The organism is Saccharothrix sp. 6-C (genome assembly GCF_016695385.1).
GTDB classification, from domain to species: domain Bacteria; phylum Actinomycetota; class Actinomycetes; order Mycobacteriales; family Pseudonocardiaceae; genus Actinosynnema; species Actinosynnema texasense.
This window is the reverse complement of record NZ_CP064192.1, coordinates 6,648,647-6,666,787: the sequence shown is the minus strand read 5'-3', so window position 1 is coordinate 6,666,787 and position 18,141 is coordinate 6,648,647. Positions and strand designations below refer to the sequence as shown.

The 18,141-nt window shown below is 72.8% G+C and carries 17 protein-coding genes and 2 riboswitches; of the genes, 10 read left to right on the top strand and 7 right to left on the bottom strand.

Features of this window, described 5'->3' with window-relative positions; all coding sequences use genetic code 11:
* Window positions 1-16 precede the first annotated feature (16 nt).
* From IOD16_RS28105 to IOD16_RS28095, 3 genes are read right to left on the bottom strand one after another with little or no spacing between them, the layout of a single operon-like run.
* Window positions 17-2,080, bottom strand: coding sequence for a 3-hydroxyacyl-CoA dehydrogenase NAD-binding domain-containing protein (locus IOD16_RS28105; protein ID WP_201436769.1), 2,064 nt, complete (start codon window positions 2,078-2,080; stop codon window positions 17-19).
* A complete protein-coding gene (locus IOD16_RS28100; RefSeq protein WP_201436768.1) occupies window positions 2,080-3,282 on the bottom strand; it encodes an acetyl-CoA C-acetyltransferase in 1,203 nt (400 codons plus the stop codon). Before IOD16_RS28100 ends, IOD16_RS28105 begins: the two co-directional genes overlap by 1 nt.
* A 56-nt stretch (window positions 3,283-3,338) precedes the next feature.
* Window positions 3,339-3,791 carry a GNAT family N-acetyltransferase gene (locus IOD16_RS28095; protein ID WP_201436767.1) on the bottom strand — a complete coding sequence of 151 codons (453 nt, stop codon included), beginning with the start codon at window positions 3,789-3,791 and terminating at the stop codon, window positions 3,339-3,341.
* Between the two features lie 168 nt (window positions 3,792-3,959).
* Here IOD16_RS28095 and IOD16_RS28090 point away from each other — a divergent pair, with 168 nt between their 5' ends.
* From IOD16_RS28090 to IOD16_RS28050, 9 genes are all read left to right on the top strand, one after another.
* On the top strand, window positions 3,960-5,084 hold the full coding sequence (locus IOD16_RS28090; protein ID WP_442978063.1) for an acyl-CoA dehydrogenase family protein: 1,125 nt from the start codon (window positions 3,960-3,962) through the stop codon (window positions 5,082-5,084).
* The gene (locus IOD16_RS28085; protein ID WP_201436765.1) at window positions 5,084-6,208 is read left to right on the top strand and encodes a CaiB/BaiF CoA transferase family protein; all 1,125 of its coding nucleotides are present in this window, start codon (window positions 5,084-5,086) and stop codon (window positions 6,206-6,208) included. The genes IOD16_RS28090 and IOD16_RS28085 overlap by 1 nt, the downstream gene beginning before the upstream one ends.
* Before the next feature lie 402 nt (window positions 6,209-6,610).
* Window positions 6,611-6,772 (top strand): hypothetical protein, encoded by a 162-nt coding sequence (locus IOD16_RS28080; protein WP_170185260.1) that lies wholly within the window; start codon window positions 6,611-6,613, stop codon window positions 6,770-6,772.
* Between the two features lie 201 nt (window positions 6,773-6,973).
* Window positions 6,974-7,462 carry a helix-turn-helix transcriptional regulator gene (locus tag IOD16_RS28075; RefSeq protein ID WP_123746208.1) on the top strand — a complete coding sequence of 163 codons (489 nt, stop codon included), beginning with the start codon at window positions 6,974-6,976 and terminating at the stop codon, window positions 7,460-7,462.
* A gap of 104 nt (window positions 7,463-7,566) precedes the next feature.
* The gene (locus IOD16_RS28070; RefSeq protein ID WP_201436764.1) at window positions 7,567-7,944 is read left to right on the top strand and encodes a hypothetical protein; all 378 of its coding nucleotides are present in this window, start codon (window positions 7,567-7,569) and stop codon (window positions 7,942-7,944) included.
* Window positions 7,945-7,958: 14 nt separating this feature from the next.
* A complete protein-coding gene (locus IOD16_RS28065; RefSeq protein ID WP_123746210.1) occupies window positions 7,959-8,261 on the top strand; it encodes a DUF3817 domain-containing protein in 303 nt (100 codons plus the stop codon).
* 63 nt (window positions 8,262-8,324) lie between these two features.
* A riboswitch (glycine riboswitch) is annotated at window positions 8,325-8,412 on the top strand.
* Window position 8,413: 1 nt separating this feature from the next.
* A riboswitch (glycine riboswitch) is annotated at window positions 8,414-8,508 on the top strand.
* A gap of 125 nt (window positions 8,509-8,633) precedes the next feature.
* Window positions 8,634-9,776, top strand: a complete 1,143-nt coding sequence (gene gcvT, locus IOD16_RS28060) for a glycine cleavage system aminomethyltransferase GcvT (RefSeq protein WP_201441607.1) — start codon at window positions 8,634-8,636, stop codon at window positions 9,774-9,776.
* Window positions 9,777-9,790: 14 nt separating this feature from the next.
* Window positions 9,791-11,056 (top strand): serine hydroxymethyltransferase, encoded by a 1,266-nt coding sequence (gene glyA / locus IOD16_RS28055; RefSeq protein WP_123746212.1) that lies wholly within the window; start codon window positions 9,791-9,793, stop codon window positions 11,054-11,056.
* A gap of 79 nt (window positions 11,057-11,135) precedes the next feature.
* Complete coding sequence (locus IOD16_RS28050) at window positions 11,136-11,741, top strand: malonic semialdehyde reductase (protein WP_201436763.1); 606 nt, start codon at window positions 11,136-11,138, stop codon at window positions 11,739-11,741.
* 12 nt (window positions 11,742-11,753) lie between these two features.
* Here the strand turns inward: IOD16_RS28050 and IOD16_RS28045 are convergent, their stop codons facing one another.
* From IOD16_RS28045 to IOD16_RS28030, 4 genes are all read right to left on the bottom strand, one after another.
* Window positions 11,754-12,899 (bottom strand): RNA polymerase sigma factor, encoded by a 1,146-nt coding sequence (locus IOD16_RS28045; RefSeq protein WP_201436762.1) that lies wholly within the window; start codon window positions 12,897-12,899, stop codon window positions 11,754-11,756.
* Between the two features lie 8 nt (window positions 12,900-12,907).
* Window positions 12,908-13,315, bottom strand: a complete 408-nt coding sequence (locus IOD16_RS28040; protein ID WP_201436761.1) for a YciI family protein — start codon at window positions 13,313-13,315, stop codon at window positions 12,908-12,910.
* Window positions 13,316-13,548: 233 nt separating this feature from the next.
* Window positions 13,549-14,199, bottom strand: coding sequence for a hypothetical protein (locus tag IOD16_RS28035; protein WP_123746216.1), 651 nt, complete (start codon window positions 14,197-14,199; stop codon window positions 13,549-13,551).
* 92 nt (window positions 14,200-14,291) lie between these two features.
* The gene (locus tag IOD16_RS28030) at window positions 14,292-15,764 is read right to left on the bottom strand and encodes an RICIN domain-containing protein (RefSeq protein WP_201436760.1); all 1,473 of its coding nucleotides are present in this window, start codon (window positions 15,762-15,764) and stop codon (window positions 14,292-14,294) included.
* A 157-nt stretch (window positions 15,765-15,921) separates the two neighbouring features.
* Between IOD16_RS28030 and IOD16_RS28025 the strand changes: the two genes are divergently transcribed.
* Window positions 15,922-17,982, top strand: coding sequence for a S9 family peptidase (locus tag IOD16_RS28025; protein WP_201436759.1), 2,061 nt, complete (start codon window positions 15,922-15,924; stop codon window positions 17,980-17,982).
* The last annotated feature ends 159 nt before the right edge of the window (window positions 17,983-18,141 follow it).

Sequence of the window (18,141 nt, the reverse complement as noted above, 5' to 3'; positions counted from 1 at the left end):
ACGTAGGACACGCGGGTTAGAAGGGGGTGGAGGTGGTGGCGCGGTCGCGCAGGGAGGTCGGCGGGCGGAAGCGCTCGCCGTAGGTGTCGGCCAGGTAGTCGGCGCGCTCCACGAAGCCGGTGAGGCCGTAGGAGTTGACGAACTGGACGGTGCCGCCGCTCCACGGGGCGAACCCGAACCCGAACACGCTGCCCACGTTCGCGTCACCGACGGACGTCAGCACGCCCTCGTCCAGGCACCGCACCGTCTCCAACGCCTGGATGAACAGCAACCGGTCCTCGACGTCCTGCTCGGTCACGCCCGCGTCGGCCCGCGCGTACCGCGAGAGCCCCGGCCAGAGGAACTTCCGGCCGCCTTCGGGGTACTCGTAGAACCCCGCGCCGCCGGACTTGCCCGTGCGTCCTTCCGCGACCAGCTCCTCCAGCACCTTGAACGCCGGGTGCTCGCCCAAGGCGCCCGCCGCGGCCGGGTCGTCGGCCAACGCCTGGTCGCGGATCTTCAGCTGCAACGTCAGCGTGACCTCGTCCGACACCGCGAGCGGGCCCACGGCCATGCCCGCCCGCCGGGCCACGTTCTCGATCAACGCCGGCGACACGCCCTCCGCCACCATCGAGACGGCCTCGGTCACGTAGGTGCCGAACGTCCGCGACGTGTAGAAGCCGCGGCTGTCGTTCACCACGATCGGCGTCTTCCCGATCCGCAGCACGTAGTCGAAGGCCCGCGCCAACGTCTCGTCCGACGTCTTCTCGCCGCGGATGATCTCCACCAGCCGCATCTTCGGCACCGGCGAGAAGAAGTGCAGCCCGATGAACCGCGACGGGTCGCCCACCGCCGACGCGAGCCCGGTGATGGGCAACGTCGACGTGTTCGACGCGATCACCGCGTCCGGCAGCGCCGAGGCCTCGGCCGACGGCAGCACCCGGTTCTTCAGCTCGCGGTTCTCGAACACCGCCTCGATCACGAGGTCGCAGCCCGCCAGGTCGGCGTCGGAGTCGGTCGGCGTGATGCCCGGTGTGTCGCCGGCGCCGCGCCGCGCCGCCTCCAGCGTCACGTCCTTCAGCACGACCTCGATCCCGGCCTTGGCGGTGACCTCGGCGATGCCCGCGCCCATCATGCCCGCGCCGAGCACGCCGACCTTGGTCACCGTCGACCGCTCGACCCCGGCCGGCCGCGACCCGCCCGCGTTGATCTCGTTCAGCTGGAACCAGAACGTGGTGATCATGTTCTTGGCGACCTGGCCCGCGGCCAGCTCCAGGAAGTACCGCGCTTCGATCTTGAGCGCGGTGTCGAAGTCCACCAGCGCGCCCTCGACGGCGGCGGCCAGCACCTTCTCCGGCGCCGGGTACACGCCGTGCGTCTTCTTCCGCAGCACGGCGGGCGCGGCGGCGAGCAGCCCGTACAGGTTCGGGTCGCCCACCCGCACGTCCGGCACCGCGTACCCCGGCTTGTCCCACGGCTGCTGCGGCGCGGGGTTCTCCTTGATCCACGCGCGCGCCTTGGCGATCAGCTCCTCGCGGGAGGACGCCAGCTCGTGCACGATCCCGGCCTGCAACGCCCGCGCCGGCCGCAGCTGCTTGCCCTCCATCAGCAGCGGCAACGCGGGCTGCACGCCGAGCAGCCGCACCATCCGGGTCACGCCGCCGCCGCCGGGCAGCAGGCCGAGGGTCGCCTCGGGCAGGCCGAGCTTGATCCGGTCGTCGTCCAGGGCCACCCGGTGGTGGCACGCGAGCGCGATCTCCAGGCCGCCGCCGAGCGCGCTGCCGTTGATCGCCGCGACGACCGGCTTGCCCAGCAGCTCCAGCCGCCGCAGCTGGCCCTTGATCTCCTCCAGGAACCCGAGCGCGTCGGCCGCGTTCTCCGGCGTGATCGTGATCAGCAGGTTCAGGTCGCCACCGGCGAAGAACGTCTTCTTGGCCGACGTCAGCACCACGCCGGTGATGTCGTCGCGCTCCGCCTCCAGCCGCGTGACCGCGTCGCCCATGTCCTGGTGGTACTCGGCGTTCATCACGTTCGCCGAGCCGGACATGTCCATCGTGAGGGTGACGACGCCCTCGTCGTCCCGCTCGAAGTGGATAGCCATCAGACCCTCTCGATGATCGTCGCGATGCCCATGCCGCCGCCCACGCACAGCGTGGCCAGACCCCGGCGCAGGTCCCGGCGCTCCAGCTCGTCGAGCAGGGTGCCGAGGATCATGCAGCCGGTCGCGCCGAGCGGGTGGCCCATGGCGATCGCGCCGCCGTTGACGTTGACCTTCTCGTCGGGCAGGTCGAGCTCGCGCTGGAACTTCAGCACCACCGACGAGAACGCCTCGTTGATCTCGAACAGGTCGATGTCCTCGACGGTCAGCCCGGCCTTGTCCAACGCCTTGCGGGAGGCCGGCGCGGGACCGGTCAGCATGATCGTGGGCTCGGAGCCGACGATCGCGGTGGCGATGATCCGGGCGCGGGGCGTGAGGCCCAGCTCGCGGCCGGTGCGCTCGTTGCCGATCAGCATCGCCGCCGCGCCGTCCACGATCTGCGACGAGTTGCCCGGCGTGTGGACGTGGTCGATGCGCTCCACGGTCGGGTAGCGGTCGATGGCCACCGCGTCGAAGCCGAGGTCGCCGTGGAACGCGAAGCTCGGCTTGAGCCTGCCGAGCCCGTCCAGCGTGGTCTCCGGGCGGATCGCCTCGTCGTGGTCGAGCACGACCGAGCCGTTCTGGTCGACCACGGCCACCAGCGACCGGTCGAAGTACCCCTTGTCCCGGGCCAGCGTGGCCCGCTGCTGCGAGCGCAGCGCGAACGCGTCCACGTCCTCGCGGCTGAACCCCTCCAGCGTGGCGATGAGGTCCGCGCTCACGCCCTGCGGCACGAAGTTGACCGCCATGTTGGTCTCCGGGTCGGCCATCCACGCGCCGCCGTCGGAGCCCATCGGCACCCGCGACATCGACTCGACGCCGCCCGCCACCACCAGGTCCTCGAACCCGGACGCGACCTTGGCCGCGGCCAGGTTCACCGACTCCAGGCCCGACGCGCAGAACCGGTTGAGCTGCATGCCCGCCGGCCGCAGGTCCCACCCGGCCGCCAGCACCGCCGTGCGGGCGATGTCCGCGCCCTGCTCGCCGACCGGCGACACGACGCCGAACACCACGTCGTCCACGGCGGAGGTGTCCAGGTCGTTGCGCCGCGCCAACGCCGCGAGCACCCCGGAAGCCAGGGTGATCGGCTTGACGCTGTGCAGCGAACCGCGCTTTCCCCTGCCACGCGGTGTGCGCACCGCGTCGAAGATCAAGGCTTCGCTCATGTACTCCACGGTAGGCAGCGCGGCCTCGGTTGCCCATGACCTGCCGAGGTGACTTATTAGCTCACCGGGGCGAGCCGGTGGTCCATGATCTCGCCCTCGCCGGCGAACCCCAGCCGCGAGTACAGCCGCCGGGCCGTGTCGTTGCCCCGGAACACGCGCAGCTGCACCCGCGCCCACCCGTGCTCACGCGCCCACGCCAGCACGTCGCCGACCAGCGCCTCGCCGACGCCCCGCCGCCGGAACTCCGGCTTGACCCACATGGAGTACAGGTACAGCACGGTCGGGTCGACCTCGTGCGGCACACCGGCGACGAGCCCGACCGGCTCCGGGTCCCCGGCGACGACCTTCACCCCGCGCTCCGGTGTCAGCAGCTCGCGCCACCGCGCCTCGTCGAACCGCCGCTCCAGGGCCAACGTCGAGCCGAACGCCTCGGGGTCGCTGCCCAGCGCGCTGAGCCGGATGTCACGCCACGTCGCCCAGTCGTCGGGCCCGAGCCGCCGCAGTCGCATACCCCAGTGTGCCGCAAGTCCGCGCGACCTCGCCCGTCGCCGCGCGGCGGCGACGACGGACACTGACTTTTGCGCTCACGATCAACCCGGACGCAGCGCGCTGCGGTCATGGCGGCGCGGGCCGGCCGGTGGGACCGTCGGGACATGCCAACTCGCCGTTCCGCATGGATGACCGAGGACCTGGACCAGTTGCGCAAGCTGGCCCGCACGTTCTTCGAGAAGGAAGCCGTCCCGCACCAGGAGCGCTGGGCCGCGCAGAAGCAGGTGGACCGGGACTTCTGGCGCCAGGCGGGCGGGCTCGGCCTGCTGTGCCTGTCCATCCCGGAGGAGTACGGCGGTGGCGGCGGCACGTTCGCGCACGAGGCCGTGCTGCTGGAGGAGCAGGCCCGGTGCGGCGACACGGCGTGGGGCAACAGCGTGCACAGCGGGATCGTCGCCCACTACATCAACGCCTACGGCACCGAGGAGCAGAAGCGGCGCTGGCTGCCGAAGATGGCCTCGGGCGAGTACGTCGGCGCGATCGCCATGTCCGAGCCCGGCGGCGGCTCCGACCTGCAGAACATCAAGACGCGGGCGCTGCGGCGCGGTGACGAGTACCTGCTGTCGGGCTCGAAGACGTTCATCACCAACGGCGCGCAGGCCGACCTGGTCGTCGTGGTCGCCAAGACCGACCCCGGCCAGGGCGCGACCGGCATCTCGCTGCTGGTCGTGGAGACCGCCCAGGCGGCGGGCTTCCGCCGGGGCCGGGTGCTGGACAAGATCGGGATGCACGGCCAGGACACCGCCGAGCTGTTCTTCGACGACGTCCGCGTGCCCGCGGCGAACCTGCTCGGCACCGGCGAGGGCCAGGGGTTCATCCAGCTGATGCAGCAGCTGCCGCAGGAACGGCTGATCATCGCGGTGGCGTCGATCGCGGGCATCGAGGCGGCGGTGGACCTCACGGTGGCCTACGTCAAGGACCGCACCGCGTTCGGCCGGGAGCTGATCAAGTTCCAGAACACCCGGTTCAAGCTCGCCGAGTGCGCCACCGAGGCCCGCGTGACCAGGGCTTTCGTCGACGAGTGCGTGCAGGAGCACCTGGCGGGCCGGCTCGACGTGCCCACCGCCGCGATGGCCAAGTGGTGGGCCACCGAGCGGCTGTGCCAGGTGGTGGACGAGTGCGTGCAGCTGTTCGGCGGCTACGGCTACATGGCCGAGTACCCGATCGCGCGCGCGTGGGCGGACGCGCGGGTGCAGAAGATCTACGGCGGGACGAACGAGATCATGAAGGAAATCATCGCGAGGTCGCTCTAGTGCCGGGGCCGCTGGAGGGGCTGAAGGTCGTCGAGCTGGCCGGTCTCGCGCCCGCGCCGTTCGGCTGCATGGTGCTGGCCGACCTCGGCGCGTCGGTGGTCCGGGTGGACCGCGTCGGCGGCGGCACGGAGGTGCCGCTGCTCGGCCGCGGGCGGCGCTCGATCGGCGTGGACGTGCGCCGACCCGAGGGCGCCGAGCTGGTGCTGCGCCTGGTCGCGGAGTCGGACGTGCTGGTCGAGGGCTTCCGGCCCGGCGTGACCGAACGGCTGGGCATCGGCCCGGCGCAGTGCCTGGCCCGCAACCCGGGGCTGGTCTACGGCCGGATGACCGGCTGGGGCCAGGACGGGCCGCTGGCCGACCGCGCCGGGCACGACATCAACTACATCGCGGTGGCGGGCGCGCTGGAGCCGATCGGCCGGGCGGGCGCGCCGCCGACCGTGCCGCTCAACCTCGTCGGCGACTTCGGCGGCGGCGGGCTGCTGCTGGCGCTGGGCGTGCTGGCGGCGCTGTACGAGCGGGGGAGGTCCGGGCGCGGGCAGGTGGTGGACGCCGCCATGGTCGACGGCGCGGCGCTGCTGACCACGTTCGTGCACGGGATGTCGTCGGTGGGCGCCTGGCCGGGCGCGCGCGGGACGAACCTGCTGGACGGCGGCGCGCCGTTCTACGACGTGTACGAGGCGGCCGACGGCGGGTTCGTCAGCGTCGGCGCCCTGGAGGACAAGTTCTACGCCGAGCTGCTGGTCGTGCTGGGGCTCGCCGACGCCGGGCTGCCCGGCCGGCACGACCCGGCGAACTGGCCGGAGCTGCGGGCCCGCATCGCCGCCGCGGTGGCGACCCGGACCAGGGACGAGTGGGCCGCGCTCGCGGAGGGCACGGACGCGTGCCTCGCGCCGGTGCTGGCGCCGGGGGAGGCGCCGGGGCACGGGCACAACGCCGGGCGGGGGACGTTCGTCGAGGTCGCGGGGGTGGCGCAGCCCGCGCCCGCGCCGCGCTTCGGTCGCACGCCCGCGGCCACGCCGACCCCGCCGCCCGCGGTCGGCGAGCACACCGCCGAGGTGCTGACCGGGCTGGGGCTGGGCGAGGACGAGATCGCCGCGCTGCGGGCGTCCGGCGTGATCGGGTGATGACCCGATCGAGCAAGGAAAAAGGCGCGCGAAATCACCTGAAGGGGTAACGGAAATGAGAGGCAGCCGTCATCGACCTTTGTCACGCTCGGTGCGTGCTTCGGCGCAATCAGGTGATGGGCTGTGCAGAGGTGGCAGTGTCTGAAGAACCTCGGTGTCCGTGCCAGGGGGTGGGCGAGTGGCCCGTACCTTGGTGATCGGCGGGACCACTGGTCCCCTTGATCGTCCGTTCGGGTGACGCTCGGGGTCCCTCAGGCGTGGTTGCGTGGTGTTCGTGCGACCGGTCGAGGGACGGCGGCGGGTTCGATCGTCATCATCCGGGTGAATGAGGGACCATGGCCGTTGACACGACCGGTGCGGCGCACGGCCGCACCTCCCAGTCGGACGGACGGAGACCGATCAGTGAACGTCAAGAAGGTGGTGACGCTGGCGGCGGTCGCGCTGGTGCTGTTCCTCCTGATCACCCAGCCGAACGAGTCCGCCGAAGCGGTGCGGACCGCGGTCGGGTGGCTCCAGTCCGGCGCCGAGTCGATCATCACCTTCGTTCGCAGCCTCTTCGCCTAGGGGACGCGCGGCAGCCCCGCGAACTCCGCTCAATGCGGTCACGATCGGTGACCACGGCCCTCGAACGTTGCACCGTACGGGTGGAATGAGGGCTATAACGCCCTGGTAACAGGGTTTTTGACAAACCAGGGTCTAGCGGTTGTCGGTACCCGCTAATACGGTGCGTCGCATTGGCTGATCTTCGACCGATGAGGAGGCAGAATGGTCGAGGACTCCGGAGTCGACGAGCTGTTGCGGCAGTGGGCGGCTGAGCGCTCGGACGACGCCGAGCTGCAGGAGGTGAACCGGATCAAGGACGCGTGGCTCGCGGAAGCGCCGCCGTCCGCGCCGGGGATCCCGGTGCAGCGGGCGAATGGCGGTCCCCGCGGCCTGGTGAAGGTCGAGTCCGCGGATCCGGCGTACGTGGCGGCGATGCGGAAGCGGGCGCCCGAGGTGCCCGAGCCCCTGCTCGCCGCGGCCGCCAGCTACTGGCAGCTGGTGGGCGACCTGTCCGAGGCGGAGCAGTGGTGGGACGCGGGCATCAGCCCGCTGGACCAGCGCGCTCTCGACTACCGGGCGGCCGGGCTCTCGCCCGCCGACCTCGGTCGTCGCCTCGGCCCGATGACGGTGCTCCAGCACCTGCGTCGGGGTAGCGCGGCGGCCTGGTGCGTGGCCAGGTTGCAGAGGCAACGCCGGGACGGCGTGGCCTAGGTCCGACGAGTCGGGGCGGGCTCCTGAGGTCGAGGAGCCCTCACCGTGGAGGGTGCGGGCTCCCGTGCGGGGAGCCCCAGCCCCGTGCGAAGTACTCTTGAGGCGTGCGAGGCCTCATCACCCCCCAGCGCCTGGCCATCGGGGCCGTCTGCCTGGCGTCGCTGGTCGTGTGCTGCGGCCTGGCCTACTGGCAGTGGGACCGGTTCTCCCAGGCCGGCGGCACGTTCCAGAACCTGGGTTACGTGTTCCAGTGGCCGCTGTTCGGCCTCTTCCCCGCGTTCATGGTGTGGCGCATCCGCAGGCTGGACGCCCGCCGCCGGGCCGAGGCCGCCGACGAGGCCGCGCCGGAGCCGGTGGCCGCGCCGTCGCGGCCGGTCGTTACCGTTGAGCCCGTCAGAGCGCCCGTGCGGGACGACGAGGACGAAGAGCTCGCGGCCTACAACCGCATGCTCGCCGAACTCAACGCGCGGGACCAGCGGTGAGCGAAGGTAGGGCGATGAGCGGCGCGTTGACCAGGTTCCGGTTCATGGCTTACGTGGTCGGTGTCGGCCTGCTGCTGCTCGTGGTCGGCATGATCGCCAAGTACGCGGGCGGCAACGCGGGCATGGTGCAGGTCATCGGCCCCATCCACGGCTTCCTCTACGCGGTGTACCTGGTGCTCACCGTCGACCTCGCGCTCAAGTCCCGCTGGTCGATCAAGGGCACGGTGCTGGTGCTGCTCGCGGGCACGATCCCGTTCGTGTCGTTCTACGCCGAGCGCAAGGTGGTCGAGAGCGTCCGGGCCGAGAAGAGCCTGTGACCGGGCTTGACCCCGCCCGCCGGGCACCCCTAGCGTCTGGCGGTACCAACTGAACACGGCCGTCGATGTCGCGCGGGAGAGTCCCCGAGCGGGGCGCCGAAGGAGCAACTCCTCCCCGGAATCTCTCAGGCCCAGGTACCGCGCGACGAAGGCAACTCTGGAAAGCAGGCGCACCCGGTGCGCCTCGCCCACGGTGCAAGCCGCCCTCACCCGGTGGCGAAGCTCTCAGGCTCATGGCAGAGGGGGAGGCTCACTCGACGAGGAGTCTCCGGTGGACCGTGTCATCCTTTCGCTCGTGAATCTCTCGGACGTGCCCGCCCGTCGACCCGACCGGTCGGCCCATCGGCATGTCCGCACCCAGGGAGGGCCCGCCTGATGGAAAGCCGCCGCACGCCCCTGCACGCCGAACACGAGGCGTTGGGGGCCATGTTCACCGACTTCGCGGGCTGGCGGATGCCGCTGCGCTACGACAGCGAGCTGGCCGAGCACCACGCGGTGCGCACGTCGGCGGGCCTGTTCGACCTGACCCACATGGGTGAGATCCTGCTCACCGGCCCGGAGGCGGGCGCCGCGCTGGACCACGCCCTGGTCGGCCACGCGTCCGCGATCGGCGTCGGCCGCGCCCGCTACACGATGATCTGCGAGGCCGACGGCGGGGTGATCGACGACCTGATCGTGTACCGCCTCGACCCCTCCGCGCCCACCGCCGGGGGACGCACGTCGGCCGGCCACGACGAGTACCTCGTCGTGGCCAACGCCTCCAACGCCGCCGTCGTGCACGCGGCCCTGGTCGAGCGGGCCGAGGGCTTCGACGCGACCGTCACGGACGCCTCGACCGACTACGCGCTGCTCGCCGTGCAGGGCCCGAAGGCCACCGCCATCCTCGCCGGCCTCACACCGACCGACCTGGCCGCGGTGAAGTACTACGCGTCGTACCCGACCGAGGTCGCCGGCAAGCCCGTGCTGCTGGCCCGCACCGGCTACACCGGCGAGGACGGCTTCGAGCTGTTCGTCGCCCCGGACGACGCCGCGCACGTCTGGCAGGCCCTGCTCGAGGCGGGCGCGCCGCACGACCTCAAGCCCGCCGGCCTCGGCTGCCGCGACACGCTGCGGCTGGAGGCGGGCATGCCGCTGTACGGCAACGAGCTGGGCCGCGACCGCACGCCGTTCCAGGCGAACCTGGGCCGGGTGGTGAAGCTGGACAAGCCGGGTGACTTCGTCGGCCGCGAGGCGCTGGCCGCCGTCGCCGAGCGGGGCGCCGAGCAGGTGCTGGTCGGCCTGAAGACCGCCTCGCGCCGCGCGCCGCGGCACGGCTACCCGGTGCTGGACGCCTCCGGCGCCCGGATCGGCGAGGTGACCAGCGGCGCGTTGTCGCCGACCCTGGGCTACTCGGTGGCGATGGCGTACGTCACCGTCGGCAACACCGAGCCGGGCACGCGGCTCTCGGTGGACGTCCGCGGCAGGCACGAGCCGGTCGAAGTCGTCGCACTGCCCTTCTACAAGCGCACCTCGTAAGGGAGACCCCACACATGTCCGAGCACTTCAACACCTCCCTCGCGGAGTTCGACCCGGAGGTCGCGGACGCCGTCGCCGCCGAGCTGCACCGGCAGCAGAGCACGCTGGAGATGATCGCCTCGGAGAACTTCACGCCGGTGTCGGTGCTCCAGGCGCAGGGGTCGGTGCTGACGAACAAGTACGCCGAGGGCTACCCGGGCCGCCGCTACTACGGCGGCTGCGAGAACGTCGACGTGATCGAGCGGCTGGCGATCGAGCGGGTCAAGGCGCTGTTCGGCGCGGGCTTCGCGAACGTGCAGCCGCACTCGGGCGCGCAGGCCAACGCGTGCGCGATGTTCGCCCTGCTCCAGCCGGGGGACACGATCCTGGGCCTCGACCTCGCGCACGGCGGCCACCTCACCCACGGCATGCGGATCAACTTCTCCGGCAAGCTCTACCACGTGGTGCCCTACCACGTGTCGGACTCCGACGGCCGGGTCGACATGGCCGAGGTGGAGCGGCTGGCGACCGAGCACAAGCCGAAGCTGATCGTGGCCGGCTGGTCGGCGTACCCGCGCCAGTTGGACTTCGCCGAGTTCCGCCGGATCGCCGACTCGGTGGGCGCGTACCTGATGGTCGACATGGCGCACTTCGCCGGCCTGGTGGCGGCGGGCCTGCACCCGAGCCCCGTGCCGCACGCGCACGTGGTGACCACGACCACGCACAAGACCCTCGGCGGCCCCCGCGGCGGCGTGATCCTGACCAACGAGGCCGACCTGGCGAAGAAGATCAACTCGGCGGTGTTCCCCGGCCAGCAGGGCGGCCCGCTGGAGCACGTGATCGCGGGCAAGGCGGTGGCGTTCAAGCACGCCGCGTCGCCCGAGTTCGCCGACCGCCAGCGGCGCACGGTCGAGGGCGCGAAGATCCTCGCCGAGCGGCTGTCCCAGCCCGACGCGGCGGCGGCGGGTGTGAAGGTGCTCACCGGCGGCACGGACGTGCACCTCGTGCTGGTGGACCTGGTGGGGTCCGAACTGGACGGCAAGCAGGCCGAGGACCGGCTGCACGAGGTGGGCATCACGGTCAACCGCAACGCGGTGCCGAACGACCCGCGCCCGCCGATGGTGACCTCCGGCCTGCGCATCGGCACGCCGGCGCTGGCCACGCGCGGGTTCGGCGCGGCCGACTTCGCCGAGGTGTCGGACGTGATCGCGGCGGCGCTGGGGTCCTCGCCGGACCTGGCGGAGCTGCGGTCGCGGGTCGAGGTGCTGGCCGCGAAGCACCCGCTGTACCCGACCCTGTGAACGACGACACGAAATAGCTCGCCAATACTGGAGGTTGTCCCGTGCGCAACCCGCGTACGGGACAACCGAAAGAGGCACCATGACCGCGACCCTCGACGCGCTGGCACTGCCGCGCGACGCACAGGACCTGCTGTTCCGCGAGGCCCGCACGGCGAACGCGTTCACCGACGAGCCGGTGACCGACGAGCAGCTCCGCGCCGTCTACGACCTCGTGAAGTGGGGTCCGACGGCGATGAACAGCCAGCCGCTGCGCGTGCTGTTCGTCCGCGGCGAGGACGCCAAGGCGCGCCTCGCGCCGCACATGGCCGAGGGCAACCGGGCCAAGACCGTCGCCGCGCCGGTGACCGCGATCCTGGCCGCCGACACCGACTTCCACGAGCACCTGGCCACCACGTTCCCGCACTTCCCGGGCGCGAAGGCGGCGTTCGCGGACGACGCGGCGCGCACCGAGGCGGCCAAGACCAGCGCGCTGCTCCAGGTCGGCTACTTCATCGTCGGCGTCCGCGCGGCCGGGCTGGCCGCGGGACCGATGAGCGGCTTCGACGCGGAAGGCGTGCGCGGCGAGTTCTTCGCCGACACCGGGCAGCTGCCCCTGGTGATCGTCAACATCGGACACCCGGACCACACCGGCACCCACCCGCGCAACCCGCGCCTGGACTTCGCCGACGCCGTCCGCATCGTCTGAGCCCTTCGCCCGTCAGCGGGACCGGCGGCCGTTGAGCCGGGCCGCCTGACGGGTCAGGTGGGCGACTTCGGCGAGGTTGGTCGCCCGGCGGGCCGCCTCGGCGTACAGCCGGGCCGCCGTGTCGAGGTCGCCGTCGCGTTCGCGCAGGTACGCCGCCACCGCGGTGTACCTGGGCAGCGAGTCGTCCAGGGCCGCGAGCGCCGCCAACCCGGCGCGCGGCCCGTCGGCCTCGCCCACGGCGACCGCGCGGTTGAGCCGGACGACGGGGCTGTCGGTCAGGCCGGCCAGCTCGTCGTACCACTCGACGATCTGCACCCAGTCGGTCTCCTCGGCGGTCCGCGCGTCGGCGTGCAGCGCCGCGATGGCGGCCTGCGCCTGGAACTCGCCCAGCCGGTCGCGGGACAGCGCCGCCTGGAGGATCGCGACGCCCTCGGCGATCGCCCCGGTGTCCCACCGGCCGCGGTCCTGCTCGGCGAGCGGCACCAGGCTGCCGTCCGGCGCGGTCCGGGCCGCGCGCCGGGCGTGGTGCAGCAGCATGAGGGCGAGCAACCCCGCCACCTCCGGGTGGTCGATCGCCGCCGCGAGCTGCCGGGTGAGCCGGATGGCCTCGACGGCCAGGTCGACGTCGCCCGAGTAGCCCTCGTTGAAGACCAGGTACAGGACCCGCAGCACGGTGGCGATGTCGCCGGGCTGGTCGAACCGCACGCCCGCGACGGTGCGCTTGGCCCGGCTGATCCGCTGCGCCATGGTCGCCTCCGGCACCAGGTACGCCCGGGCGATCTGGCGGGTGGTCAGCCCGCCGACGGCGCGCAGCGTGAGCGCGACCGCCGACGACGGCGTCAGGGACGGGTGGGCGCACAGGAAGTAGAGCTGGAGCGTGTCGTCCACCGTGGACACCGGCCCCGGCGCCGGTTCCTCGTCGAGGACGTCCTCGCGCCGGCGCCGGGCGGCGTCCGCGCGGCTCGCGTCGAGGAACCGGCGCCACGCCACCGTGACGAGCCAGCCCTTCGGGTCCCGGGGCGGGTCGTCCGGCCAGGCGCGGACCGCCTCCACCAGCGCGTCCTGCACGGCGTCCTCGGCCGCCGCGAAGTCGGCTCCGCGGCGGACGAGGACACCGAGCACGCCCGGCGTGAGGCTCCGGAGCAGGAGCGCGTCCATTCCGGACGTCACTCCGCGGTGGCCTGGTGCGCGGACAGGAACGGGCGCAGCTCGAGCCACTCGTGGATCGGCCTGCCGCCGGCGCCGGGGGCGGCCGACAGCTCGCCGGCCAGCTCGACGGCCCGCTCGTAGCTGTCGACGTCGATCACCATCCACCCGGCGATGAGGTCCTTGGTCTCGGCGAACGGACCGTCGGTGACCGGCGGGCGGCCCTCGCCGTCGTACCGGACGAACGTCCCCTCGGGTGCGAGCGCCTGGCCGTCGACGTACTCGCCGGTCTCCTCCAGCCTGGCCGCGAAGTCGCTCATGTACCGCACGTGGTCGGTGATCTCCTGCGGGGTCCACTGGTCCATGGGGACGTCGTTGACCGCCGACGGGGCGCCGCGGTAGTGCTTGAGCAGCAGGTACTTGGCCATCGTGGTTCTCCTCGGTGCCGGTGCGACCCCATTCTGGTCGCTCACACCCCTGGGACGGAGCCGGTCACCGGTTCTCGACATCCTCCGCGGAAGTTTTCCGACTTCTTCCATCGCGCCTGGTCAGCGGCATCGGCGGCACCCGCTGCGGGACGCCCTGATCCCCCGGCCAACCCCGGGCCGGGGGATCAGGGCGTGGCGCAGGGGACCGGGCACAGGGGACCGGACACAGTGGACTAGGCGGCGGGTGGCGTCACCCCCGGCGGCAGGCACTCGACGTTGCGCTTGCCGTCGGGCCGCACCACGAACCACGTGCCGCCCACGCCCTGGCCCTTCCACTGGCCCGGCGCCTCGTCCTTCGCGTACGTGTAGAGCGGCCAGCCGTCGAGCGTCACCTGCTCGGTCCCGTCGGCCCGCTTCACGGTCGACACGAGCGCCGGGTCGACGCCCTGGAGCTGCGGCGTGCCGTCGGACAGCACGGGAGGCCACGTCACGGCGCACTGACCCTCGCAGTTGGACTTCGCCGGGTCCGGCGTGTCCTTGTCGAACCGGTACAGCGTGCGGCCGTCGCCGTCCTGCACGACCTCGCCCATCTTGGGCACGCTCTTGCCGACCAGCGTGACCTGCGGGCCGGACGGCGCGGGCGCGGCCTGGCCCTCCGGCGCGTCGGCGGCGGGCTCCTCGACGGGCGCCGCCTCCTCGCTGGTCGGAGGGGCCAGGGGCTCCTGAACGTCGCCGTAGTCGCCCTGGGCCGCGGCGCCGACCTGCTCGGTCTGCGCGACCGTCCGGCCCTGCAGGCCGGTGGCGCTGGAAGTCCACACGACCAGCGCGAGCACGGCGGCCAGGCCACCCGCGACGGCGATGGCGATGCGGTTTCGTCGGATCACACTCACTCCTCCTCGGTCCGTCAATCGCTCCACCGACGACTACGGCCCCCCGGCCGACGCGGTTCAGCCGCCGCCGAAGACAGGGGTCGGACCTACCCCAGCTCCCACTGCTGCGACCGGCTCCCGTCGCACCGCCGAGCCGCCACCCCGCCGTCCACCGCGGCCAGGCACGCGCTGAGATCGCGCGCGGCGTGCACCCGGACCCAGTCCTCGCCGGTCAGCGACTCGAGGACCCACGTGCCGGGCGTGCCGGAGATCGACACCCGGCAGCCGTGCGCGGACTCGCCGACCGCGACGATCGACACGGCGGGAGCCGTCGACGCCGTCCCGGTCCCGTCCGCCAGGCGCCGCCCGGTCCCGTTGTTGCGCACCGGACCGCGCCACGGCTCGCCGCACGACCGGCGCCCCGGCATCGCGTACGGCCGGATCGACCAGCCGACCTCGTCCTGCCCGAACGGGCGGCAGTCGCGCCGGAACACCTGGATGTGCACGTCCGGCCGGCCGCCTTGGTGGGCGAGGCACCCGCCCGCGCCCCGGTTCTCGACCACCACCGCGTCCGGCGCCCGCCCGCGGATCCGCCGCACCCCCCACCGCTGGCGGTCGTCACCCGGGCGGCAGGCGCGGAAGTGCTGGTCGGTCTCCGGCTCGTCGTCGGCCGCCAGGCACAGGTCCGCCCGCACGCTGCTGCGGATCTCCCAGTCGCCTCCCGCCACCGGCGCCAGGACCACGAAGTGGCCGGGGTTGTGCGAGTCGGCGCACTCCCATTGGTAGATGTCCTCGCCGTCTTTCTCCGAATCGTCCGGGTGGGTGTAGGCGCCGTTCCTGGCGAGGCATTTCCCGGTCGCCAGGTTGACCACGTGGGCGAGGAATTCCCGGTCACCGGGAAATGCGTCGCCGAGGCCGGTGACCGCGTCGCCCCGCGCGCCGGGGCGGTCCGCCGCCGCCGTCGTCGACAACGCGATCAGCGAGGCGAGCACCACCGCCGCGCGTCCGCGCCACGCCGGCCTCCCGGCCCGTGCGGGCGGGTAGGGGTGGTCCGGCCGGGCGATCCACGCGGTGGCGGCGGTGTCCTTCACCACCACGTCGACCCGCCGGAACGTGCGCGGGTCGACCACCCGGCTGTGCCACGCCACCTCGTCGTAGCACCACGACGACAGCACGAGCGCCAGCACACCGGGCGACCGCGCCAGGGCGCTCTTGAGCTGCGGCGCGTCGACCAGGCGGAACGCCAGGTTGATCGACGCGGAGGTGAAGCCGTGCCGGTCCGGGTGCACCTCGCCCGCGTGCACCGCCATGCGTGCCCGCACCCGTTCCCCGGCCCGCCCGGCGACCTCGCCGTGCTCGGCCAGCGCCCGCGCCAAAGCGCCCGGCAGCCGCTCCACCACCAGGGTCTTCGGCACCTCCGGCGGCACCAGGACGAAGACGCCGTCGCCGCGGTCCTCCCGGTGGCACGAGTCCCAGGGAATGCCGGATTCGCCGAACGCCCGGCGCAGCGATCGGTAGAGAACGGCCCGGACCACCAGTTGGTCCGCATTTGTGCGGCTGCCGTGGGTGAACTTTTCCACGTCGACGACGATTATGGTCCGGTGTTGTGCCCGCCCATTGTCCGACTCCACGACGTCACCATAAAGGCGGGTAGGGAGGGCCGCCGGCCGGAACAGCGCCCGATGCTTCCCTTTCACCCGCCCCCCTGGGCCCGCACCGGGGACATAGGGTGTCCGGGTGGGCAACGAGATCTCCTTCCCGCGCCAGCACGCGCGCACCCAGCGGTTCACCCTCGGCGCACCCCGGACGTTCACCGCCGCGCCGGACGGCGCGAAGGTGTACTTCCTCCGCACCGCCACGGCCACGAGCCGGGCGAACGGCCTGTGGGCGTTCGACACCGCGACCCGGTCCGAGACGCTGCTGGCCGACCCCGGCGTCCTGCTGACCGACCCCGAGGACCTGTCCCCGGAGGAACGGGCCCGCCGCGAGCGCACCCGTGAGTCGGCGGCCGGCATCGTCGGCTACGCCACCGACGGCGAGGCGCGCCAAGCCGTGTTCGCGTTGTCCGGCAGGCTGTTCGTGATCGAGCTCGCCACCGCCGCCGTCCGCGAGCTGCCGGTGGCCGGCGCGGCGATCGACCCGCGCCTGGACCCGACCGGCCGCAAGGTCGGCTACGTGGCCGCCGGCGCGCTGCACGTGGTGGACCTGGAGACCGGCGCGGACCGCGTGGTCGCGTCGCCGGGCGGTCCGGACGTCACGTGGGGCCTGGCGGAGTTCATCGCGGCCGAGGAGATGGGCCGCTACCGGGGCTACTGGTTCTCCCCGGACGGCGAGCGCGTGCTGGCGGCCAGGGCGGACAACGCGCCCGTGCCGCGCTGGCACATCGCCGACCCGGCCAACCCGGGCACGCCCGCCGCCGAGATCGCCTACCCGGCCGCCGGCGAGGCCAACGCCGTGGTGGAGCTGGCGGTCTTCGGGGCGGGCCGCACCGACGTGACGTGGGACCGCGAGGCGTTCCCGTACGTCAACTCGGTGTCGTGGACCTCGCACGGCAAGCCGCTGGTGCAGGTCCAGTCACGCGACCAGCGCCGCGTCCTGGTGCTGGCGGTCGACGTGGAGACCGGCGCCACCGAGGTGGTCGCCGACGACACCGACCCGCACTGGCTGGAGATCGTGCCGGGCGCGCCGCGCTGGACGCCGGACGGCGAACTGCTGCGCGTGCTGCCGATCGGCGACGCGAACCGGCTCGTCGTGGGCGACCGGCCGCGGACGCCGGACGGCTTCCAGGTCCGCGCGGTGCTCGACGTGGCCGCGGACGGCGTGCTGGTCACCGCCTCCACCGACGACCCGACGCAGACGCACGTCTTCCTGGTCGGCGACGGCGAGGTCACCCGACTGTCCACTGAGGACGGTGTGCACGGCGCGACGCGCGCGGGCGGCGTGCTGGTGCTGTCCCGCTCGTCGATGGACCACTTCGGGTCGAAGGTCACCGTGTCGACCGGCGGCGAGATCGGCACCTTCGCCGAGACCCCCGTGCTGACGCCGGACGTGCGGCTGCTGACCGTCGGCGAGCGGGACCTGCGGGCGGCGCTGCTGTTCCCCCGCGGCCACGTGCCGGGCACGAAGCTGCCGGTGCTGCTCGACCCGTACGGCGGTCCGCACGCGCAGCGCGTCGTGTCGGCGCGCAACGCCTACCTGGCCTCGCAGTGGCTGGCGGACCAGGGTTTCGCGGTCCTCGTCGTCGACGGCCGCGGCACGCCCGGTCGCGGTCCGGCGTGGGAGCGGGAGATCGCGTTCGACTTCGCCGGGGCCACCCTGGAGGACCAGGTGGACGCGCTGCATGCGGTCGCGGCCGCCGAGGCCGATCTCGACCTGACCAGGGTCGGCATCCGGGGCTGGTCCTACGGCGGCTACCTGGCGGCGCTGGCCGTGCTGCGCCGCCCGGACGTGTTCCACGCGGGCATCGCGGGCGCGCCGGTCACCGACTGGCGGCTCTACGACACCCACTACACCGAGCGCTACCTCGGCGACCCGGCGCAGCGGCCCGAGGTGTACGACGCCAACTCGCTCATCGCCGACGCGCCGAAGCTGGAGCGCCCGCTGATGATCGTGCACGGCCTGGCGGACGACAACGTGGTGGCCGCGCACACCCTGCGCCTGTCCTCGGCGCTGCTGGCCGCGGGCCGCCCGCACACCGTGCTGCCGCTGTCCGGCGTGACCCACATGACCCCGCAGGAACAGGTGGCCGAGAACCTGCTGCTGCTCCAGGTCGACTTCCTCCACCGCGCCCTGTCCTGACCCCCACAACGCGAGAGTCCAACGCTGAACGCGCGAGAGTCCTACGTTCGGAGCACCTGAGTTCGACATTCGGCATACCGGGTGGTCGGTCGACTGGTGAACTCAGGGCTCGTGAACGTAGGACTCTCGCGTCGTGAACGCAGGACTCACGCGACGTGG